At 75.4% G+C, this 20,867-nt stretch carries 19 protein-coding genes; 6 read left to right on the top strand and 13 right to left on the bottom strand.

Translation table 11 applies throughout. The annotated features are described in order from the left end of the window. Positions 1–2: 2 nt before the first annotated feature. From JE024_RS34235 to JE024_RS34280, 10 genes are all read right to left on the bottom strand, one after another. Positions 3–1,556 carry an ABC transporter ATP-binding protein gene (locus JE024_RS34235; protein ID WP_205377758.1) on the bottom strand — a complete coding sequence of 518 codons (1,554 nt, stop codon included), beginning with the start codon at positions 1,554–1,556 and terminating at the stop codon, positions 3–5. Further along, on the bottom strand, positions 1,553–2,338 hold the full coding sequence (locus JE024_RS34240; RefSeq protein ID WP_205377759.1) for an ABC transporter permease: 786 nt from the start codon (positions 2,336–2,338) through the stop codon (positions 1,553–1,555). The genes JE024_RS34235 and JE024_RS34240 overlap by 4 nt, the downstream gene beginning before the upstream one ends. Next, entirely contained in the window at positions 2,335–3,288 is a 954-nt protein-coding gene (locus JE024_RS34245; protein ID WP_205377760.1) for an ABC transporter permease, read from the bottom strand. The genes JE024_RS34240 and JE024_RS34245 overlap by 4 nt, the downstream gene beginning before the upstream one ends. Continuing rightward, positions 3,285–4,886, bottom strand: a complete 1,602-nt coding sequence (locus tag JE024_RS34250; protein WP_205377761.1) for an ABC transporter substrate-binding protein — start codon at positions 4,884–4,886, stop codon at positions 3,285–3,287. The genes JE024_RS34245 and JE024_RS34250 overlap by 4 nt, the downstream gene beginning before the upstream one ends. Before the next feature lie 92 nt (positions 4,887–4,978). After that, positions 4,979–5,800, bottom strand: a complete 822-nt coding sequence (locus tag JE024_RS34255; RefSeq protein ID WP_205377762.1) for a class I SAM-dependent DNA methyltransferase — start codon at positions 5,798–5,800, stop codon at positions 4,979–4,981. Continuing rightward, positions 5,797–7,071: an MFS transporter gene (locus JE024_RS34260; RefSeq protein ID WP_205377763.1), complete on the bottom strand. Its 1,275-nt coding sequence runs from the start codon at positions 7,069–7,071 to the stop codon at positions 5,797–5,799. The genes JE024_RS34255 and JE024_RS34260 overlap by 4 nt, the downstream gene beginning before the upstream one ends. Then, the gene (locus tag JE024_RS34265; RefSeq protein WP_205377764.1) at positions 7,068–8,135 is read right to left on the bottom strand and encodes a mandelate racemase/muconate lactonizing enzyme family protein; all 1,068 of its coding nucleotides are present in this window, start codon (positions 8,133–8,135) and stop codon (positions 7,068–7,070) included. Before JE024_RS34265 ends, JE024_RS34260 begins: the two co-directional genes overlap by 4 nt. Then, a complete protein-coding gene (locus tag JE024_RS34270; RefSeq protein WP_244883381.1) occupies positions 8,132–9,367 on the bottom strand; it encodes a PLP-dependent cysteine synthase family protein in 1,236 nt (411 codons plus the stop codon). Before JE024_RS34270 ends, JE024_RS34265 begins: the two co-directional genes overlap by 4 nt. Continuing rightward, positions 9,364–10,251: a Rossmann-like domain-containing protein gene (locus tag JE024_RS34275; RefSeq protein ID WP_205378511.1), complete on the bottom strand. Its 888-nt coding sequence runs from the start codon at positions 10,249–10,251 to the stop codon at positions 9,364–9,366. Before JE024_RS34275 ends, JE024_RS34270 begins: the two co-directional genes overlap by 4 nt. 104 nt (positions 10,252–10,355) lie before the next feature. Next, positions 10,356–11,612 carry an ATP-grasp domain-containing protein gene (locus JE024_RS34280; protein ID WP_205377765.1) on the bottom strand — a complete coding sequence of 419 codons (1,257 nt, stop codon included), beginning with the start codon at positions 11,610–11,612 and terminating at the stop codon, positions 10,356–10,358. 214 nt (positions 11,613–11,826) lie between these two features. On the opposite strand from JE024_RS34280, the gene JE024_RS34285 reads away from it, so the two are divergent. Next, the gene (locus JE024_RS34285) at positions 11,827–12,381 is read left to right on the top strand and encodes a GNAT family N-acetyltransferase (protein WP_205377766.1); all 555 of its coding nucleotides are present in this window, start codon (positions 11,827–11,829) and stop codon (positions 12,379–12,381) included. 150 nt (positions 12,382–12,531) lie between these two features. On the opposite strand, the gene JE024_RS34290 is transcribed toward JE024_RS34285, so the two are convergent. Continuing rightward, complete coding sequence (locus tag JE024_RS34290; RefSeq protein WP_205378512.1) at positions 12,532–13,263, bottom strand: TioE family transcriptional regulator; 732 nt, start codon at positions 13,261–13,263, stop codon at positions 12,532–12,534. A 69-nt stretch (positions 13,264–13,332) separates the two neighbouring features. Here JE024_RS34290 and JE024_RS34295 point away from each other — a divergent pair, with 69 nt between their 5' ends. Further along, positions 13,333–14,535, top strand: a complete 1,203-nt coding sequence (locus JE024_RS34295; protein ID WP_205377767.1) for an erythromycin esterase family protein — start codon at positions 13,333–13,335, stop codon at positions 14,533–14,535. A 69-nt stretch (positions 14,536–14,604) separates the two neighbouring features. Here the strand turns inward: JE024_RS34295 and JE024_RS34300 are convergent, their stop codons facing one another. Together JE024_RS34300 and JE024_RS41405 are read right to left on the bottom strand one after the other, a co-directional pair. Next, positions 14,605–14,988, bottom strand: a complete 384-nt coding sequence (locus JE024_RS34300) for a VOC family protein (RefSeq protein WP_205377768.1) — start codon at positions 14,986–14,988, stop codon at positions 14,605–14,607. 410 nt (positions 14,989–15,398) lie between these two features. Continuing rightward, positions 15,399–16,265, bottom strand: a complete 867-nt coding sequence (locus tag JE024_RS41405; protein ID WP_244883383.1) for a hypothetical protein — start codon at positions 16,263–16,265, stop codon at positions 15,399–15,401. Between the two features lie 203 nt (positions 16,266–16,468). On the opposite strand from JE024_RS41405, the gene JE024_RS34310 reads away from it, so the two are divergent. The 4 genes from JE024_RS34310 (at position 16,469) to JE024_RS34325 (ending at position 20,867) form a co-directional block, all read left to right on the top strand. Beyond that, the gene (locus JE024_RS34310) at positions 16,469–17,560 is read left to right on the top strand and encodes a substrate-binding domain-containing protein (protein WP_205377769.1); all 1,092 of its coding nucleotides are present in this window, start codon (positions 16,469–16,471) and stop codon (positions 17,558–17,560) included. 118 nt (positions 17,561–17,678) lie between these two features. Beyond that, entirely contained in the window at positions 17,679–18,983 is a 1,305-nt protein-coding gene (locus JE024_RS34315) for an ABC transporter substrate-binding protein (RefSeq protein ID WP_205377770.1), read from the top strand. 49 nt (positions 18,984–19,032) lie between these two features. Continuing rightward, positions 19,033–19,929 (top strand): carbohydrate ABC transporter permease, encoded by an 897-nt coding sequence (locus tag JE024_RS34320; protein WP_205377771.1) that lies wholly within the window; start codon positions 19,033–19,035, stop codon positions 19,927–19,929. Continuing rightward, positions 19,926–20,867 carry a carbohydrate ABC transporter permease gene (locus tag JE024_RS34325; protein WP_205377772.1) on the top strand — a complete coding sequence of 314 codons (942 nt, stop codon included), beginning with the start codon at positions 19,926–19,928 and terminating at the stop codon, positions 20,865–20,867. The genes JE024_RS34320 and JE024_RS34325 overlap by 4 nt, the downstream gene beginning before the upstream one ends.

A 20,867-nucleotide genomic window follows, 5' to 3' on the forward strand; every position in this document is an offset into this window, starting at 1 on the left:
CCTCAGGCCCCGGTGCGGGCCGCCCCCGAGGCGCCCACCCCCGCTCCCAGCGCCCGCGGCCCGGGCGCCGTCAGGGCGCGGGCGAAGGCGTGCCGAGGCGCACTCAGCACCTCGTGGACCGGGCCCTGTTCGACGATCTCCCCGCCGTCCAGGACGGCGACGTGCGTCGCCGTCGCCGCCACGTCCGGATCGTGGGTGACGAGGACGAGGCACAGCTCCGGCCGCTCCCGGCGCACGCCGGCCAGCAGGTCCAGCAGGGCGCGCCGGGTCACGGTGTCGAGGCCGGAGGTGACCTCGTCGCAGACCAGCACCCGCGGCCGGGCCAGCAGCGCCCGGGCGAGCGCGGCGCGCTGGAGCTCCCCGCCGGACAGCCGCGCCGGCCGGCGGCCGACCACCTCCTCCGCCAGCCCCAGACCCCGCAGGGTCTCCAGTGCCTCGGCCCGGGCGCCGGCCGGGGCCGCGCCGCGCAGCCGCACCGCCGTGCGGGCCACCTGCTCCACCACCGGACGGTGCTCGTCGAACGCGGCCCGCGCGTCCTGGAACACGTACTGCACCGCCGCCAGCCGGGTGCGGTCGCGGCCGCGCACACTGCGGGGCAGCGGCTCCCCGTCCAGCAGGACGGCCCCCTCGTGGTCGCGGTGGAGCCCGGCCAGACAGCGCGCGAGCGTGGTCTTGCCGCTGCCGGAACGGCCGACGACGGCGAGCACGTCACCCGCGCAGAGCGCCAGGGCGCCCGCGCGCAGCACCACGGCGCGGCCGTGCCGGGCCGTGAGGTCACGGACCCGCAGCACCTCGGCGCCCCGCCCGCCGGGCACGTGCTCCGCCGGGGCGGGCACCGCGGTGAAGAGCTCCCTGGTCCACGGGTGCCGCGGCGCGAGCGCCAGCCGCTCCGGCGGCCCCGACTCCACGACCCGGCCGTCACGCATGACCAGCACCTCGTCGGCCAGCGCGCGGACGACGTCGAGGTCGTGGCTCAGGAGCACCACCGCGATCCCCTCCGCGGCCACCCCCGCGAGCTGCTCGACGATGCCCCGCTTGGTCAGCGGGTCCTGCCCTGTGGTCGGCTCGTCCGCGACGATCACCCCGGCGCCCAGCAGCAGCGCCTGCGCCAGCACGACGCGCTGCTGCTGCCCGCCGGAGAGCTGGTGGGGGAAGCGCCGCAGCAGCTCCCGGCCCTCCGGGAGCTGGGCGAGCGCCAGGGCTCGCGCGACGCGCTCCCGCGCGGCGGCCCGCCGCGCGGACCGGGGCAGCGACCGGACCCGCAGACGGGCGATGTCCCCCAGCAGCGCCCCGACCCGGCGCGCCGGGTTGAGCACCGTGCCCGGGTGCTGCGGGACGTATCCGACGAGGCCCTCGGGCACCCGTACGTCGCCCCGGACCAGCGCGCCCGCCGGGAACTCGCCGAGCAGCGCCAGCCCCGTGGTGGTCTTGCCGCTGCCCGACGCGCCGACGAGCGCGGTGATCGTGCCGGGCAGGACCCGCAGGTCCACCCCGTCGACGATCGCCCGGCCGCCCGTCTCGACGCGCAGCCCGGTGATCTCCGCGACCGCGGTCATGTCCGCCTCCTCTTCTCCAGACCGGCGTCGACGAGCAGATTGCTCCCCGTGGTCAGTGCGACGATCAGCAGCGCGGGCACCACGACCGCCCACGGCTGCACGAACAGGCCCGTGCGGTTGCGGTCCACCATCACGGCCCAGTCGGAGGCGTCCGGCCCCACGCCGACGCCCAGGAACGCGGCGGTCGCCACCAGGTAGAGCACCCCGGTCAGCCGGACGCCCGCGTCGGCGGCGAGTGTCCGCCCGAGGCAGCGGCCCACGTACCCGACGGCCGTGCGCCACCAGCTCTCGCCCTGCATGCGCAGTGCCTCGACCACCGGACGCGACGCGACCTCGGCCGCCGCGGCCCGCACGATCCGGGCCGCGTCCGGGATGTTCACCAGCGCCACGAGCAGGGTGAGACCGGCCGGCCCCGGCGTCAGCACCGACGCCACCAGCAGGATCATCAGCAGCGACGGCACCGCCAGCAGCACGTCCAGCGGCCGCATCAGCGCCTCCTCCAGCCAGCCCCGGCCGGTCAGCGCGCAGACGAGGCCGATCGGCAGCGCCACGAGATACGCGAGCACCGTCGCGGACAGGGCGACGAGCACCACCGAGCGCCCGCCGAGCAGGACCTCCCGCCACACGTCGCGGCCCGTGAAGTCGGTACCGAGCCAGTGCCCGCCGCCGGCCGTGAACGAGGCGGCGCGCGGCCCCGCTTCGCCCGCGAACAGCGGCCCCAGCACGGCCAGCAGCAGCGGCACCGCCAGCAGCAGCGCACCCAGCGCGAAACGCGGCCTCACGCGGCCACCCCCGCCCGGGGGGCGAACCGGCGGGTCACCAGATCCGCCCCGAGGTTCAGCACCACGGTGGTGATCCCGAAGACCACCGCGAGCCCCTGCACCACGGGCACGTCGCGCTCGGCGACGGCGTCGATCAGCACGGTGCCGAGCCCGGGGATCACGAACAGCGCCTCCACGACGACGACCCCGCCCAGCAGCCAGTCGACGGTGCGGGCGAGCTGCTGGGCGGCCGGGGCGACGGCGCCGGGCAGGGCGTGGGCGTACCGGACGCGGACACCCGGGACCCCGCAGCGGCGGGCATGCGCGGCGTACGGCGAGGCCAGCGCCTCGATCATGCCCGCCCGCACCAGCCTCGCCAGCGAGCACACCGGGCGGGACAGCAGGACGACGACGGGCAGCACCAGCACCGCCGGATGGGCGAGCAGGTCCGTGCCGTGGCCGACGGCGGTCGGCGGCAGCCAGCCCAGCCGCAGGGCGAACACCGTGGTCAGCAGCACCCCGAACGCGAACTCCGGCACCGCGTAGACGCCGAGGGTCAGGGAGCTGACCACCCGGTCGGCGAGGCGCCCCTCGTGACGGGCCGCCAGCACCCCGAGCCCTACCCCGGCCGGCACCAGCAGGACCAGGGTCAGCCCGGCGAGGAGCAGCGTCGGACCGAAGCCGTCGGCGAGGTAGGCGGTCACCGGCCGCCCGGACACCAGCGAGGTGCCGAGATCGCCGTGCAGCAGTCCGGCCGCCCAGAGCGCGAACCGCTCGTGGGCGGGCCGGTCCAGCTCCATCGCCGTACGGACGGCCGCGATCCGTTCCGGGTCCGGCTGGTCCCCGGCGAGGGCCACGGCCGCGTCGCCCGGCAGCGCCTCGGTCAGGACGAAGACGAGCAGCACGACCGCCGCCGTCTGTCCCGCGCCGAGCAGCAGCCGCCGGGCGGCCCAGGGGACGGTCCCGCTCACGCCAGCCACACCCGGTCGAACCGTGCCCAGTCGAGGGAGTTGGCCGGCGCCTCGGCGTCGACACCGCGGACGTTCCGGGCGCAGCCGATGATCCAGTCGGCGAAGCCCCAGACCAGGAAGCCGCCCTCGGCGTGCAGCCGACGCTGCATGCGCGTGTAGACGGCGGCACGCTCCCCGGGGTCCCTGGTGGACTGGGCCTGCCGGTAGAGGGCGTCGAAGTCCTTGTGCCGCCACCGCGTGGCGTTGGTGGTGGAGTCGGTGAGCAGCCGCTGGGAGATGTGGGACTCGATGGGCATGGCGCCGGACCGGTAGGAGGCGAGCGTCCCGGAGTCCAGGATGTCCTTCCAGTAGCTGTCCTTGCTGCCGGTCCGCACGGTGACGGTGACGCCCGCCTTCGCCGCCTGGTCCCGGAAGACGGTCGCAGCCTCGGTGAAGCCCGCGGCGACGGGCGAGGTGTCCAGGGTGACCCGCAGCCCCTCCGCCCCGGCCTCCTTGAGCAGCGCCCGCGCCCGGCCGATGTCCTGCTGCCGCTGGGGGAGGCCGGACGCGTAGTACTCGTAGCCCTTGCCGAACAGGTCGTTGCCGATCTCGCCCGCGCCGGACAGGGCGCCGTTCACCAGCTCCTCGCGGTCGGCGATGAGGAAGAACGCCTGCCGGACCCGGGGGTCGTCGAACGGCGGGCGGTCGGTCTTCATGACGAAGGACTGCATGGCGCTGTTGCGGAGCCGCACGATCACGATCCGGCCCCGGCCCTCGTGGGCGCGGGCGGTGGCGGGGTTCAGTTCGTGCGCGTACTCCACCTGTCCGCCGAGGAGGGCGCCCACCCGCGCGGACTCCTCGTTCGCGACGACGAACTCCAGCTCGTCCAGATGCGGGGCGCCGTCCCAGTAGGCGTCGTTGCGCGCGAGGACCGTGGAGCGGCCGGGCGCGAACGACACGAAGCGGAACGGCCCGCTGCCCACGGGCGCCCGGTCGAAGTCCGCGGCGCCCTCCGGGACGATGTACGCCCCGAACGCGGCGAGCACATTGGGGAATTCGGCGGTGGGGCGCTTGAGGACGAACTCCAGGGTGCGCGGGCCGAGGGCGCGGCTGGCGCGCAGATCCAGGGGCTCCAGCGAGGCCCTGGCCCGGAACGCCTTCTCCGGGTCCGTGATGCGGCGGTAGCTGTGCAGCACGTCCTGGGCGGTGACGGGTCTGCCGTCGTGGAAGACGGCCTCGCGCAGGGTGACCTGCCAGCGCGTCAGCCCGGCGTCGGGCTCCCAGGAGGCGGCCAGGCGCGGCCGGGCGGAGAGGTCCGGCCCGTAGTCGGCCAGCTTGTCGTAGAGCGCCTTGGCGCGTGCCACGTCGGCGAACAGGTTGGCGAGGTGGGGGTCGAGGGTCTCGCCCGCGCCCCCGCCGGCGAACGCGGCGCGCAGCCGCCCGCCGCGCCGGGGTGCGCCGTCGCCCTTGCCCGGGGCGTCCGGGGGAGTGCCGGCGCAGCCGGCGAGCGCGCCGAGGCCGGCCGCCCCGCCGGCGGCGAGGAAGCCCCGGCGGCCGAGCCCCGGGAAACGGTGTGCGCCGGGGGCGCCGGGGGAGGGGGTGGCGGAGGTTTCGTGCATGGCGGTGTCCTTGCGTGACGGGTCAAGAAGGGTGATGACGGGGATGAAGGGCGATGACGGGGGTGAAGGAGCGCGGGGAGGGCGGAGGCCGGTCAGCGCGGGGCCCGGAGGCGGGCGACGAGATGCAGCCGGTCCCCGTCGGCGGTCCCGGGAGCCCCGGTGGTCTCCTCGGGGGCGGCGCCCTCGTGCCACGGCGGGTCGGTGCGCGGGCCCGGACGGTCGTACAGACCGAGCACCTCGAAGCCGTGCGCGTCGAGGAAGCGGCGCAGCTCCTGCGGGAACAGCAGCCGCCACGCGGAACGCTGCTCGACCGGCGGTGAGCCGTCGTCGGCGGTCCACACCCTGCTGCGGCGCAGCAGTTGGGCCGCGCGGTCCACCCGGAGCGTGGTGGTGGACCGGTGGACGACGCCCTCCCAGGTGAAGCAGTCCGTGCGGGGAGCGTCCAGGAGCTCCGTCCGGCCGAGGAAGAAGGCGCCGTTGCGCATCTCCGCCACGAGCAGACCGCCGGACCGCAGCGCGCGGCGGCACGAGGCGAGGAAACCGTCGAGCTCGTCGTTGGTGTGGCAGTACAGCAGCGCGCTGTCCAGGCACACCACGGCGTCGAAGGCGTCCTCCCCGAGGTCGAAGCGGCGCAGATCGGCGTGCACGTAGCGGGGGCCCGGGTGGTGCACGCGGGCGTGGGCGAGCATCGCCGCGGAGACGTCGGCCCCCGTCACGGCGCGCCCCGCCCGGTGCAGATGCTCCGCGTCCCGACCCGTCCCGCAGCCGACGTCCAGCACCCGGGGACCGGCTCCGTACCGCGCCAGGCACGCCTCGGCCCAGCGCCCCGCGATCCGCTCCGGATCCGGGAAACGGGCCTCGTAGAGCGCGGGGTTGTCGGTCAGCAGGTTCGCGCCGTCGGGGCAGCCGTTCACAGTCGTTCCCTCTCTGGTGTCGAGCCGTCGGGCTCGGGGCGGCCGGGCAGAAGGCCCAGGTGGTGGAGCCGGGCGAGGCCGGCCGCCGAGGCGAGGCCCACGGCGAGGCAGCACGCCCACGGCAGCCAGGGCGTGCCGCTGCGGGCGCCGGCGTCCATGGCCCAGCCGACGGCCGTGTTGCCGGCGGCCGCGGCGACGCCGGAGATCACGTAGAACACCCCGAAGCAGGTGCCGGTGAGTTCGGGGCGGCCGAAGCCGGGGATCAGCTCCATCACGAACGGCTGGGCGACCATGACGCCCAGGTACAGCAGCAGCGCCCCCGCCAGCACGGGAAGCGCGCGGAGCGCGGCCTCGCCGGCCCCGGCGGGGGCCGGGGCGCCGCCGGCCACGGCCATGGGCGGAAGGAAGGCGAGCCCGGCCAGCATCAGCCCCGCCGCTATCCAGCGGGACCGGCTGCCCCGCTCCTTCAGCCGTCGGGTGATGCGCAGTTGCAGCCACAGGCCGGCGAGCGTGCCGGTCAGGAACACGATCGCCGCCGCCCCGTCCCAGCCGGTCGCCTCGCGGGCTCCGTGGGGAAGCAGCAGGTACAACTGGCTCTCCAGGGTGAACAGCCCGGCCATGGCGAGGGCGAAGGCCAGGAAGGCGCGGTTGCCCGCCACTTCGCGCCAGTCCCCGAGCACGCCGTTCCCGCTCCTGACGGCGGCTCGGCCCGGCAGCACCAGGGCCTGGGCGACGGTCAGCACGGCGAAGATCCCGGCGGCGACGAGCGCCGACGCCCGGAAGCCGACGAGGAGCAGCGCGCTGCCGAGCAGCGGACCGATCAGGGCGCCGGTCGTCGCGAACACGTTGAACAGGGCGAACGCCTCGGCCCTGCGCTCCCCGGCCTCCAGGGTCAGATACGTGCGCACGGCGGGGTTGAAGAGGGCTCCCGCCAGGCCGCTGAGCACGGAGGCGGCGAGCAGCACGGCCAGCTCGTCGCCCAGCGCGAACAGTCCGAAGCCGGCGGTCCGCAGGGCGCAGCCGGCGATGATGACCCCCCGCGCGCCGAGCCGGTCGGACGCCGAACCGCCGATGAGGAACAGCCCCTGCTGGCTGAGGTTGCGCACCCCGAGGACGATGCCGACGGCCGCCGCCGACATGCCGGCGTTCTCGGTGAGATGGACGGCCAGGTACGGGATCAGCAGGTAGAAGCCGGTGTTCACACCGAGCTGGTTGACCAGGAGCAGGCGTATGGCGAGCGGGAAGGCGCGCAGCTCCCGCCATGTCCTCACGGCCGCCGCCCCGTGCCGCCGCCGCCGGGGGCCGGGCGGACGCCGAGCCCGGGGGACCGGCTCACCCGCACCGTGCCGTCCGCGCCGCCGATGCCGGTCCAGGGGTCGTGGGCGAGGAGGAGATGCCCGTCGAGGTCGGTCCAGCGGGCCCGGTCGGCGAGGTGGACGGCGGGGGCGATGCCCAGCGTGCTGGCGGTCAGGCACCCCAGCATCAGCTCCGTGCCGCTCCCGGCGAGGATCTCCGCGATGCGCAGGGCCGCGCTGACGCCACCGCACTTGGCCAGCTTGACGTTGACGCCCTGGACGCGCCCGGCGAGCCGGCGGGCGTCCTCGGGCCCGGCCGCGTCCTCGTCGGCGACGATCGGCACCGGTGAGCCCTCCGCCAGCCGCGCCAGGGCCTCGGGATCACCCGGCGCCACGGGCTGTTCGACGGCCTCGACGCCGAGTTCGGCGCAGCGCGCCAGCAGCCGCGCCGCGTCCCTGACCGCCCAGCCGCCGTTGGGGTCGAGCAGCAGCCGCGCACCGGGGGCGGCGGCCCGCACGGCCCGTACGCGTTCCAGGTCGTCGTCCGGATCGGGGGAACCCGCCTTGACCTTGAGGACGGTGAAGCCGCCCCGGGCGAGGCGGTCCGCCTGGGCCGCGGCCCGTCCGGGCGGGGTGATGCCGATGGTGCGGGCGGTCTCGGCGGACGGCGGCGCCGCGGTGCCGAGGAGCCGGTGGACGGGCACCCCGGCCCGCTTGCCGCAGAGATCCAGCAGCGCCGACTCGATCCCCGCCGTCACGGCGGGCGGCACGTCCGGGCGCCACGCCTCGTGGCGCAGCGCGGCGAGCGACGTCTCCGGGTCGGGGAAGCGGGCCAGTTCCGGGGCGGCGACCTCGCTCAGCAGCCGGGCGATGGTGCCGGCGTCCAGGCCGTAGTAGACGCTGCTGACGATCTCGCCCCAGCCGTGCTCCGCCCCGTGCCCGACGCACAGCCACACCGCGTCCCGGGCCGCCATCGTGGAGCGGGAGATGCGCAGCGGCTCGCTGAGTTCGAGGCGCACGGTGCGCAGGGTGACCTTCACGGTTTCCCTTCCGGTATCGGTGGGGTGGTGTGGTGCGGCGGTGTGCCGGGGGCCGGTGGGGTGGCGCGTTCCGCCGGTGTGGCGCGGAGGGCCGCGGCGGGTGGGCCGGCGCGGTGCGCCGTTGTGTCGGCGGCCGGCAGGGCGAGGCGGGGCGCCGGTGGGGCGGCGCGGTGGGCCAGGGGGTCGGTGACCGTGCGGCACCGGGCCCAGCCGGTGGCCTCGACGGCGCGCGGATGCGGGATCTCGACGGGCCGGACGGCCGCGGAGCCCGGATCCAGACCGTGGGCGGCGGCGAACTCGTCGTCGTAGACGCTGCCGAGGTAGCGCTGCGGCCCGTCCGGGAAGACGGTCGCGACCACGGCCCCGGGGTGGACGCGGGCGGCCCAGGCCGCCACCAGCGCGGCGGCGCCCGTGCTCCAGCCGCCGCTCACGAAGGCGTGCCTGGCCAGCCGACGGCACGCGTCCGCGGCCTCCGCCGGACCGACCCAGTGGACTTCGTCGAACGCCTCGTAGGCGACGTTGCGCGGATGGATGCTGCTGCCCAGCCCGCGCATCACCCGCGGCCGGGCCGGCTGGCCGAAGATCGTCGACCCCGTCGCGTCCACACCGATCAGCCGCAGCGCCGGCCAGTGGCGGCGGAGCGGGCCGACGATGCCCGCGCTGTGACCGCCGGTGCCCACACTGCACACCAGCACGTCCAGATGGTCGAGCCGGTCGGCGAGTTCGGCGGCCAGGGAGGCGTATCCGGCCTGGTTGTCCGGGTTGTTGTACTGGTCGGGCCAGTACGCGCCGGGGAGCCCCGCGAGCAGCTCGCGCAGTCTCGCCAGCCGGGCGGCCTGCCAGCCGCCCTCCGCGGCGGGCCGGTCGACCAGCTCCAGCCGTGCGCCGTAGGCGCGGAGCAGCTGCCGCATGGACGGCTCCAGTTCCGCGTCGCCGACCAGCACGACGGGATGGCCGAGGGCCTGTCCGGCGAAGGCGAGCCCGATGCCCAGGGTGCCGGAGGTGGACTCCACGACCGGCGCGCCGGGCAGCAGTTCCCCCCGTTCCTCGGCGCCGCGCAGCATCGAGACGGCGGCCCGGGCCTTCATCCCGCCGACACCGAGCCCCTCCAGCTTCGCCCAGAACCCCGGCTGCGGGCAGGGCAGATCGGCGGTGACGCGGGCGAGCGGCGTCCGGCCCAGCAGGGCGAGCAGCTCCCGGTTGCCCGTCGGGGCGAGCACGGCGGCGGTCATGAAGCCCCTCCGGCGAGGTGCCCGGCGAGACCGCTGCCGCTGCCGGTGCCGCCGTAGTGGTGCACCGCACCGGGCCCCCCGTCCAGCCAGAAGAAGGGGTACGGCTCCGCGCACACCGCGCTGACGCCCGCCCCGATGAGGCGCGGCAGCACCGCGCTGCCCGTCTGGGCGAACATCACCAACGGCTTGCCGGCCCGCAGCGCGTGCTCGCGCAGCGGCTCGAACGTGCCGTTGCCCAGGGTCATCCCGGACACCAGGAGGGCGTCGCACCGGTCGAGATGGGCCAGCGCGTCGGTGTGCACCGGCTCGCCCCACTCCGTGGTGCCGCCCTTGAGGTCGCAGGGGACGTAGCCGAGCCCGCGGGCCCGCAGCGCCTCCAGCAGCGAGTTCACCACGCCCACCACGAGCACGGTGCCGCCGTCGGGCGCGCCGATCAGCTCGGCCACCGCGCGGGCCCGCGCCCGGGACTTCTCCAGGGAGGTGCCGGCGGGCAGCGGCCGGGGCCGCGCCCCGTTGGCGGGGGTGTGGGGGAGCGCGTGGGACAGATAGGCGTCCAGCGCGGCCACCCGCACCGGCGCCAGCTCGTGCCCCAGCAGCCGGGCGACGTCAGCCCCGACGCACTCCTCGACGGTGGCGTCCGCCAGCGCGCCCGGTTCGACGGCGCACGACCCCACCGCCTCGGCGACGCGTAGACTCAGTACCTCGTTGCGGTAGCCCCCGCCGCGCCCTTCGTGGCGTACGCACTGACGCGTCGTGAACGCCACCGAGACCCGCCGCTCGCGCGGGTCGGGGCCGAACTCGCCGCGGAGCACGCGCTCGACGAGGTCGGCGTACGACGCGGCGCCCACCGAGCCCGCGGCGCCTGCGGTGCCTGCCGCGCTCACCGTGCCTGCGGTGCCTGCCGTGCTCACCGAGCCCGCCGTGCCTGCCGTGCCTGCGGTGCCTGCCGTGTCCGCCGCGCCTGCCGCGCCCACCGTGCCCATCGCGCTCACCGGCCCACGACCCGGGGCGAGAGCGCGGAGAGCAGGGCCTCGGCCCGGCCGCGGGCTCCGGTGCCGCCGGCGTCGCCGGCCATCACGTGCCCGAGGTACTCGTTGTTGCTCACGGCGGCCTCGACCGCCCTGCCCGGCTCGGCGAGCTGCAGCTCCAGCAGGCCGGGCGCGCCGCGCACCTCCTCCGCCCCGTCGACCGCTTCGAGTTCCCCGGCGGCGCCGGGCACGAGGAAGGCGATGGCCGCGCTGCGCAGCCCGGTCTCCCGGGGGCGCAGATCGGGCTCCCGCCCGAGGGCCACCTCGACGCAGGCGGCGGCGAGATCGATGCCGGTGACGTGCCGCACGAGTTCGGTGATGCGGTTCCCGGCGGGCCGGGGGTTGACCTCCACGACGCGGGGGCCGCCGGCCGTGAGCTTGACCTCGGTGTGCGAGACGGCGGTGTCCAGGCCGAGCGCGTCGAGGGCCGCGAGGGCCGTCGCGCCGGCCGCCGCCGCGTCCGCCGGGGTGAGCGCCGCCGGGAACATGTGCCCGGTCTCGACGAAGGCCGGGGCCCCGCCCGTGCTCTTGTCGGTCACCCCGACCACCCGGGAGGCGCCGCCGGAGGAGACGGTCTCCACGCTCACCTCCGGCCCGTCGAGGAACTCCTCCAGGAGCACCACGGGTACGCGCCGCTGGCCCCGCGCGTTGACGGGGAATCCGGCCAGCGCCCGGTAGGCGGCGGCCAGTTGCTCCTCGTCGTCGGCCCGGCGGACGTACATCCCGGCACACAGGTCCACCGGCTTGAGCACCAGCGGGTAGCCGATGCCGCGCGCCGCCGCGGCGGTGTCGGCCCAGTCCGCGCAGACCGCGAACCGGGGGCCCGGCACACCGGCGTCGGCCAGGATCCGCCGCGTCGCGTCCTTGCGGCACGCGGCCTCCACCGCGTCCGGGGGCGAACCGGGGAGTCCGAGGCGCTCGGCGATCCGGGCGGCTGTCGGCAGGTAGTAGTCGCAGGACGTGATCACACCGTCGAAGCCCAGCGCGGCGTGCGCCCGCTCGGCGAACGGCAGCAGCGCCGGTGTGTCGTTGGTGTCCGCCGTCAGTACGTGGCGCGCGGCGAGCAGCGGGTGCGCCGTGCCCTCCGGCGCGGAGCGCAGGTAGTGGTGCAGGTCCCGGGTGAGGAACGTGAACTCGTGCCCCGCCTCCCGGACGGCCCGTGGCAGCAGCCTGCTCATCGATCCGACCCAGCTTTCCACCATCAGCAGATGCGCCACGGCTTCCCCTGTTCACAACGAGGTTGAGGATTCGGCACGGTCCGGCGGGCACGCCCTGGGGGCGCGGCGCCTTGACCGACGCGCACACTATCGACAATGGTTGTCGTTGTCATCTGACGCCCGGTCGGTTTCCCGCCATCCGGGACACCCGGTCTCCGCCGCACCGGCGGACCGACCGCGCACCGCGACACCTCACAGCGAACGGAAACACCCGATGAACGACGCCCCGCACAGCCCCGCGTACACCGTGCGGCCCGCCGCACCCGCCGACGTGGAAGGCGCGCGTCGCCTCATGCTCGACACCTTCTACCGGGAGTTCGGCTACGGATACGTGCCCGCGTGGCACCGCGACGTCCTCGACATCACCGGCACCTACCTCGAGAACCCCCGGCACCTGCTCCTGGTGGCCGTGCACGGCGAGGAGGTCGTCGCCACCACGGGCATCCGCGCGGGCGGCCCGCAGCACCCGCCGCACCCCCGCTGGCTGGCCGACCGCTACCCGCCGGCGACGACGGCCCAGCTCGTGCGGGTGTACGTGCGCCCGGAGCACCGCCGCCACGGCCTGGCGCGCACCCTGGTCCGGCGGGCCTGCGACTTCGCCGCGTCGGTCCCCGGGTACGACTGCGTCTACCTGCACACCAACACCGAGGCCGAGGGCGCCGAAGCCTTCTGGCGGAGCACGGCCAAGGAGATCTTCGACGCCCGCCCGACCGGCGAACACGGCCCCGGGGTCGCCACCGTGCACTTCGAGATCCCCATGCCGCGCTGACCGCGCCGGTGCGTGGCCGCCACCGGGGGCGGCCACCCGCCGGCAGGGCCCGGACGGGCGCGCCCGCAAACGCCCCGGTCGGCGGGCCCGCAGGCACCGCGGGCGTCCCAGCCGGGGGACGAGCGCCGGAAGCGTCCCGGCCGGGGCGTCTCAGCCGCGCAGGCGGAGGTACGCGTCCAGCTCCGCCGCCCCCGCGAGCATCGCCCTCCCGCGGGCGGACAGCCGGGCCTGCCAGTCGCCCAGCGCGGCCTCCAGCGGCTCCAGCCCGCCCGCCTGCCGCACCTGGGCGAGCAGCGGGGCGATCCGCTCCAGCGGGTAGCCGCCCCGCCTGAGCTGGTGGGCCAGCCGGGCATCGCGCACATCGGCCTCGCCGTACACGCGGTACCCGGTCCGCGGGTCGCGCCGCGGCCGCACCAGTCCGGCGCGTTCCCACGCGCGCAGCGTGGCGGGCCGGATCCCGAGCCGGCCCGCCAGCGGACCGATGAACACACCGCCGGGCTCCGGCTCTTCGCCCGCCCCGGGCACGGCGGCGGCCCCGAGATCGCGAAGGGCGCCCTCGACGGCCCGCAGGGTGCGCCGGTCGTCGAGGAGCTGGGCGTGGCTCTCGTCGACGAGCCGCAGCGCCTCGTCGGTGTCGCCCCGGTTCACCGCCCGCATGACCGACGCCGCGGACGCGTGGCCGTGGCCCGGCACCAGGGCGAGGAAGGCGCGCAGCGCGGCCGCGTGCGCGGGGGTGTAGGCGCGGTAGCCGCTCGGTGTGCGATCGGCGGCCGGCAGGATCCCGGCCTCCTCGTAGTTCCTGACCGCCTGGGTGGACAGACCGTGCCCGCGCGCGAGATCGACCGGCCGCAGCCGCCCACCGCTTTGAAGGTTGCTCCCCATCATCCCGTCCATGGCCCGGCAAAACATCGCCCAAGTCTCCACCGAAGGTTCAACGATACCGTTGAAGCCATGGCTACGGACCTCAAGGAAACCGCCCTCGCCGTCGAACCCTCCGCCGTGCTGGGCCTGTTCGCCGCCCGCCCCCGGCTGCTGGCCCTGGGCGAGCCCACCCACGGCGAGGACGCCCTGCTCGACGTGCGCAACGAACTCTTCCGGCGCCTCGTCGAGGAGGAGGGCTACCGCACGGTCGCGATGGAGACCGACTGCCTGAAGGGCCTGATCGTCGACGACTACGTCACCACCGGCACGGGCACCCTCGACGAGGCCATGGAGCACGGCTTCAGCCACGGCTGGGGCGCCTCACCGGCCAACCGCGACCTCGTGCGCTGGATGCGCGCCCACAACGCGAAGCGGCCCGCGCCGGAGGCGGTCCGCTTCGCCGGGATCGACGGCCCGCTGGAAACGGAGGGCGCCGCGAGCCCCCGGCAGGCCCTCACCGCGCTCCACGGCCACCTCGCGGCCCATGTGGACGCCGAACTGCTGCCCTGTACCCGGGACACCCTCGACCGCCTGCTCGGCGACGACGACCGGTGGACCGACCCCGCCGTGATGTGGGACGCGTCCCTGTCCGTGGGCCGCTCCGACGACGCGGCACGGCTGCGGCTGCTCGCCGACGACCTGGCGGCCCTGCTCGAAACCCAGGCGCCGCACCTGGCGGCCGCCGTCCCGCCCGGCGACCGGGAGCGGGTGGCGCTGTACGCGCGCTCCGCCGTCGGCCTGCTGCGCTACCACGCCGCCATGGCCGACACCTCGCCCGCCCGTCTGTCCCGGCTGTTGGGCGTCCGGGACCAGATGATGGCGCACAACCTGCTCGCCGTCGCCGACCGGGGACCGGCACTCGTCCACGCGCACAACTCCCATCTCCAGCGCGAGCGGAGCACGACGCGGATGAACGGCGCTCCGCTGCACTGGTGGAGCGCCGGCGCGCTGGTGAGCACCCGGCTCGGCGCGGACTACGGCTTCGTGGCCACCGCGCTCGGCACCCTCCGGCACCGCGGCGTGGACGCGCCGCCGCCCGACTCCCTCGAAGGGATCCTGTCGCAACTCCCGGGCGACCGCTGCCTCCTGGACGCCCCGCGCCTCGCCGCCGCCCTCGGCCCGGCCACCCCCGCCCCCCGCCCGTCCCCCTGGTTCGGCTACGCCCCGCTGGACCCGGCACACCTGCCCGCGATCGACGGCATCGTGTTCCTCAGGGACGTCCCGCGGCGCTGAACAGGGGCCGGCGGGTGCGTTCCGGGGCGGCGCCCGCCGCCCCCGGGAGCCCGCCGGCCGGGTCACGTCTCAGACGGGCTTCACCCGCGCGCGCAGCAGGCAGAACTCGTTGCCCTCCGGGTCGGCGAGGACGTGCCAGCTCTCCTCGCCGCTCTGGCCGACGTCGGCCGGCACGGCGCCCAGCGCGAGCAGCCGGGCCAGTTCGGCCTCCTGGTCGCGGTCGGTGGCGTTGAGGTCGAAGTGCACGGGGAGTTTCCCGGGGCGCGGGTCGCGGCCGGCGCCGATGACGACGGTCGGCAGCGCGCCGCCGGCCTCCGCGCCGGGCGGGCCGATCTGGATGCTGCCGTCGGCTTCGCGGTCCAGCTCGACATAGCCGAGGACCTCGCACCAGAAGGCGGCCAGGCGGTTGGGGTCCTGTGCGTCGATGACGATCTCGGTGATACGGCAGGCCATGCCGCGATGATAGGCGCGCCGCCCGGGCCCACGGACCCGCTCCGGGTCGGTCCGCCGCACCCGGCCCGGCCGATCCGCCGCGCCGCCCGGGCCCACGGACCCGCCCCGGTCGGCCCGCCGCACCCGCCCCGGTCGGCCCGCCGCACCCGCCCCGGTCAGTCCGCCGCACCCGGCCCGGGCGCCGCGTCCGGTGGCGGTCCGGGGTCCGGGGCCGAGGCCCGCAGCCGGTAGGACGCGCGCACGTCCCGGTGGACGGTGCCGGTGTCGACGGGCCTGGGCAGGCCCGTACGGCTGCTCGCGGTCGTCGAGCGGGGCGCGTCGACGGCGACATGCGTGCGGGGGTGCTCCCGGAACCGCAGGGCACGCGCGCCGGCCGAGGCGTCCAGCGCGATGTCGGACGGGGGCCGCCTTCAGGTCGGTTCGTCGGCCCCGGAGGTCCGGCGGGAGCGCCGCGCGGGGCGGTGGGTGCGCTGCGGCGGGTCCGTGTCCCCGGACTCCTCCGCGCGGCGGGCCCGTGTCGCGTCCCCGCGCCTCGCGGACCGGGTGCGGCGGGTGTCCCGGGCCCGGCGGCGGCTGTCCCGGTCGGTTCCGCCGTCGCGCTCGTCCGCGCCGAGCGCCCCGTCCGCCGCCGTGAGTCCCTCGTCGGCGACGGCGCCGGCGGCGGCCCCCGCGGTGCCGGTGACCTCGCCCGCCGCACGGCCGACGTCACCGGCGGCGGAGCGTGCCCCCTCGCCGACGTCCGCCACCGCACGGCCGGCACCGCGTCCGGCCTCGTCCACGGCCCGGCCCACTCCGCGGCCCGCCTCGTCGACGGCCCGGCCCACCCCGCGCCCGGTCTCGTCGAGCGCCCTGCCCACTCCGGTGCCCGCCTCTTCGAGCGCGGGCCCCACCCCCGAGGTGATGTCCCGCAGGATCTCCGGGTTCCGGTCGATGGTGGTGAGGACGCGGGCGATGACCGCGGTGACGTTGTCGAGGTGCACCTTCAGCAGCGCCTGCGCCTCGACACCCTTGATGTCGAGATGAACGGCGCCGAGCTCCACATCCGCTCCGACGTGCAGCTTCACCAGGTCGAGCACTTCCGCCCGGAGCGACACCCGGGCCCGCAGGTTCTCCACGTCGAGGGCGATCTCGTCGACCTGGAGGTGCGGGATGTCCAGCAGGACGTCGGGCTCGCCGGCCCACTCCTCCGCTTCCTCCGTGCCGTCCTCGTCGAACACGTCGGTGTCCGGTTCCTCTTCCTCGCCGGCCGTGCCGTGCGCGTCACCGGTGTCGTCCATGCCGCTCCTCCCGTGATCAACAGAGAACGTCGTCCGATGCTCGCACCGGCCCCGGTACGGCGCCCTCTCGCACACCGCCGGGCGGAGCACACCGCCGGGCGGAGCACACCGCCGGGCGGAGAGGCTTCGTTGATACCTTTCACTTGTCGGGTGAAAGCGCATGGCTTCACTCGGCGGGAGATCCGAGGGAGAGGGGTGGACGGGTGCTCACCGAGGAGCGGCGCGAGGCGATCCTGCGCATGGTCGAACGGCGGGGGACGGTCACGGTCAAGGAGGCGGCGGAGGAGATGTCGGTCTCCGCGGTCACCGTCCGGCAGGACGTGCGGGACCTGGCGAGCCGCGGGCTGGTGGTGCGGGTGCACGGCGGGGCGATGTCCCCGGCCGCCGCGCGGCAGGCGTCCGGGCCCCAGGGGGAGGAGTCCCGGCCGGCGGCCCGGCCCGGGCCCGTGTTCGGGCTGGTCGTTCCGCCCGGCGACTACTACTACCCCGAGATCATCCGCGGGGTGCAGGAAGCCGCCCGCACGCACGGGGCGCGCGTGGTGCTGGCGGTCTCCGGCGAGACCCTGGCGGACAACCGGGAACAGGTGCGCAGGCTGGTCGCCGCGGGGGCCGAGGGGCTGCTGCTGATGCCGAGGGCCGGGCTGGAGGCCGCCGAGCACCCCGAGGAGTGGCTGGCGGACCTCGGAGTGCCGGTCGTCCTCGTCGACCGCAGGGCCGGCGGGCACGCCGGGCGGCTGGAGCAGGTGGCGTCCGACCACGCGTACGGGGCGGGGCTCGCCGTCCGGCACCTCGCCGGGCTCGGGCACCGGAGGATCGCCTTCGTCGCCCGGTCCGACAGCCCGAACACGCCGCTGATCCAGGAGGGTTACGCGGCGGCCTGCCGGGATCTCGGGCTGGTGGCCGGGCCCCTGTACCGGATCGACGCGGCCGACGGCGGGGCCCCGGCCGAGTGGTTCGAGGAGCTCGTGCGCGCCGTCGGGGCCGGTGAGGTCCGGGCCGCCCTGGTGCACAACGATCTCGACGCGGTCACCGTCGTCGGCATGCTCCAGGCGCGCGGTCTGAAGGTGCCGGACGACCTGGCCGTCGTGACGTACGACGACGAGGTCGCCGAGCTGAGCGACGTGCCGCTGACCGCCGTGGCGCCGCCCAAGAGGGCGGTCGGCGCCTGGGCCGTCGACCTGATGCGGCGGCGGCTCGCGGAGCCCTCGGCGCCGCTGGCCGAGCTGCTGCTCCGGCCGGAGCTGCGGGTCAGGGCCTCCAGCGGGGCCGCCGGGGGGTCGGACGCCCGTCGGTGAACCTCATTCGCTTTCACTTTCTTTCACTTAACATCAATCGAAGCGAAAAGCATTGACGCTCGCCTAGCATCTGACGAATGATGCCGTTCGAAGCCCCAGCGAACGATCGGTGTCCATCATGCTTCGCAGAACCGCCGCCACCCTGGCCGGATCCCTCACCGCCCTCGCCCTCCTCGCGACCGCCTGCGGCGGCCCCGGCGAGGGCGCCTCCCGTGCCGACGCGACCGGAAAGGTCACGTTCTGGTCCTTCGTCAAGGGATCCGACCAGGTGGCCGCGGCCTTCAACCGCACCCACCCGGACATCGAGGTCACCTTCGAGACCGTTCCGTCGGGCCAGGAGTACTACTCCAAACTGACCAATGCGGTGAAGGCCGGCACCGCCCCGGACGTCGCCGTCGTCGAATACCCCCACCTGCCGGAGTTCGCGGCCCAGGGCAAGATCGAGGACCTCAGCGACACGCTCGGCCCCGTGGTGCGCGAGCGGTTCCCCGCAGCGGTGCGGCAGCTCGTCGACCTCGGCGGCAGGACGTGGGCCGTCCCGCGTGACGCGGCCCCCCTGCTGCTGATGTACCGCAAGGACTTCTTCACCCGGCACGGGATCACCGTCCCCACGACGTGGGACGCCTACCGGACGATGACCGAGCAGGTGAAGGAGGCGGACGCCGAAGCCCGCGGCGGCGTCCTCTACACCGACAACCCCGGCCTGCTCACCGCCCTCGCCTGGCAGGCCGGAGGGCGGTGGTTCAGCGCCGGTGAGGACTCCTGGAAGGTCACCGTCGACGACACGCCCTCCACGCGGACCGCCGCCTACTGGGGCGACCTCGCCCGCCGCGACCTCGTCCTGCCGACGAGCTCACTGGACCCGTTCTGGACGAGCGTCCAGAAGAACCGGACCGTGGCCTACGTCTGCGCGAGCTGGTGCGCCGGGGCGCACCAGGCGACCGTCCCCGACCAGGCCGGCAAGTGGGCCGTCGCCCCCGTCCCCACCTGGGACGGCAAGCCGGCGTCGGCCATGTACGGAGGCTCCTCCTTCGTGATCCCCAAGGGCACCGGGAACAGCCCCGCCGCCGCCGAGTTCATCAAGTGGATCACCACCGACCCCGAGGGCATGAAGGCCTGGGTCGCCTCCGGCACCAGCAGCATGTTCCCCGCCGATCCGAGCCTCGTCCCCGTCACCAAGGCCGCGTTCGGCACGGACTACTACGCGGGACAGGACGTCTACGCCGTCGGCGCCGCGTCCTACGGGGCCATCCGGCACGGCTGGACGTGGGGCCCGGTCATGGGCACGACCAACACCGCCATCGCCGACGAACTGGCCGGGGTCGCCGACGGCACCGTGACCCTGCCCGGCGTCCTCGCCCGGGCGGAGCGGACCACCGTCACGCAGATGAGGCAGCGGGGCATGGAGGTCACCGCCCCCTGAGGCGGCCCGGCCCCCGTCCGACACCACCGCCCGTCCCCGAAAGGCCGCCATGGCAACACCGTCCACGCGCGGGCAGCGCGGAGCCGCCGCCCTGCTCCTGTCACCCTTCCTCGTCCTGTTCGCCGCCGTCACCCTCGCCCCGCTCCTCCACACGGCATGGCTCAGCCTGTTCACCACCCGCACCTCGGGCCTCGGCTTCGCAGGGGCGCGGAGCGTCTTCGCCGGCCTGGACAACTACGCACGGGCCCTGTCCGACCCCGGGTTCCGCGACGGCTTCCTCGTCGTCGCCGCCTACTGCGCCGTCTACATCCCCGTCATGATCGGCGGCGCCCTCGTCCTCGCCCTGCTGCTCGACTCCGGCCTCGCCAGGGCCCGTTCGTTCTTCCAGCTCGCCCTGTTCCTGCCCCACGCCGTACCGGGCCTGATCGCCGCGCTGATCTGGGTCTACCTCTACACGCCCGGCCTGAGCCCGGTCGTCGACCTGCTCCGGTCCGGCGGCATCGACATCGGCTTCCTCTCGGCCGACACCGCGGTCCTCTCCACCGCCAACATCGCCGTCTGGGAGTGGACCGGCTACAACATGGTCATCTTCTACGCCGCCCTCCAGGCGGTGCCCCGCGAGACCCTGGACGCCGCGAAGGTCGACGGAGCGGGAGCCCTGCGGACGGCCCTGTCCGTCAAGGTGCCGATGATCCGCCCCGCCGTGGCGCTCGCCGTCCTGTTCACCGTCATCGGCTCCGTCCAGCTCTTCACCGAACCGAAGGTCATCTACAGCGCCTCGACCGCGATCGGCAGCAGCTGGACACCCAACATGTACGTCCAGACCGCCGCCTTCCAGAACAACGACTTCGGCCTGGCCGCCGCCGCGTCGCTGCTGATCGCCCTGTTCGCCGCCGCGCTGTCGTTCGCCGTCACCCGTATCTCACGCCGCGGGAGCCAGTCGTGACCCCTGCCGTCCGCCACCCCGCCGAGCCCGCCGCGACGCCCGCGACCACCCCGCCCACGAGCCCCGCACGCCGCCGGCGCGCCCCGAAGCCGCCGTCCGCGCTGCTCTCCCGGGCGGGCGTCACCGCGGTGCTCGCCCTCGCCACCGTCTACACCCTGGCCCCGCTGACCTGGCTGCTGCTCTCCTCCACCAAGAGCCGCGCCGATCTCTTCGGCACGAACGGGTTCGCCCTCGGCGAGGAGATGCACCTCGCGGAGAACCTGCGGCACCTCTTCTCCGCCGACGGCGGCGTCTACCTCCGCTGGCTCGCCAACACCGTGGCCTACGCGGGCGGCGGAGCGCTGCTCGCCGCGCTGTTCGGCGTCGCGGCCGGATACGCCTTCGACAAGCTCGCGTTCCCCGGCAAGGAACGGCTCTTCGCACTCGTCCTGCTCGGGGTGATGGTGCCCGGCACGGCGCTGGCGATCCCGCTGTACCTGCTGGCCGCCGAAGCGGGCCTGGTGAACACCTTCTGGGGTGTGTTCCTCCCCGGTCTGGTCTTCCCCTTCGGCGTGTACCTCGCCCGGGTCTTCAGCGCCGCCTACGTGCCCGACGAGGTCCTGGAGGCGGCCCGGATGGACGGGGCGGGCGAGTTCCGGGCCTTCTGCCGCATCGGCCTGCCCATGCTGGCGCCCGGCTTCGTCACCATCTTCCTCTTCCAGTTCACCCAGATCTGGAACAGCTTCTTCCTTCCCCTGGTCATGCTCTCCGACCAGGACCTGTACCCGGTCAACCTCGGCCTCTACGTCTGGTACTCCTCGGCGCTGGCCCAGGGCCACCCCGAGGACTACCTCCTGGCCGTCGTCGGCTCCCTCGTCGCCGTCGCCCCGCTGATCGCCGTCTTCCTGATGCTCCAGCGGTTCTGGAAGTCCGGCATGACCGCCGGCGCCGTCAAGTAG

It is taken from the genome of Streptomyces zhihengii, from assembly GCF_016919245.1.
Classification (GTDB): Bacteria; Actinomycetota; Actinomycetes; order Streptomycetales; family Streptomycetaceae; genus Streptomyces; species Streptomyces zhihengii.

Bases quoted from the DNA above. Each gene is read 5' to 3' on its own strand.
- JE024_RS34295 (WP_205377767.1), top strand. From the start codon at position 13,333: ATGGCTACGGACCTCAAGGAAACCGCCCTCGCCGTCGAACCCTCCGCC.
- JE024_RS41405 (WP_244883383.1), bottom strand. From the start codon at position 16,265: ATGGACGACACCGGTGACGCGCACGGCACGGCCGGCGAGGAAGAGGAA.
- JE024_RS34315 (WP_205377770.1), top strand. From the start codon at position 17,679: ATGCTTCGCAGAACCGCCGCCACCCTGGCCGGATCCCTCACCGCCCTC.
- JE024_RS34290 (WP_205378512.1), bottom strand. From the start codon at position 13,263: ATGGGGAGCAACCTTCAAAGCGGTGGGCGGCTGCGGCCGGTCGATCTC.
- JE024_RS34320 (WP_205377771.1), top strand. From the start codon at position 19,033: ATGGCAACACCGTCCACGCGCGGGCAGCGCGGAGCCGCCGCCCTGCTC.
- JE024_RS34285 (WP_205377766.1), top strand. From the start codon at position 11,827: ATGAACGACGCCCCGCACAGCCCCGCGTACACCGTGCGGCCCGCCGCA.
- JE024_RS34235 (WP_205377758.1), bottom strand. From the start codon at position 1,556: ATGACCGCGGTCGCGGAGATCACCGGGCTGCGCGTCGAGACGGGCGGC.
- JE024_RS34300 (WP_205377768.1), bottom strand. From the start codon at position 14,988: ATGGCCTGCCGTATCACCGAGATCGTCATCGACGCACAGGACCCCAAC.
- JE024_RS34270 (WP_244883381.1), bottom strand. From the start codon at position 9,367: ATGACCGCCGCCGTGCTCGCCCCGACGGGCAACCGGGAGCTGCTCGCC.
- JE024_RS34250 (WP_205377761.1), bottom strand. From the start codon at position 4,886: ATGCACGAAACCTCCGCCACCCCCTCCCCCGGCGCCCCCGGCGCACAC.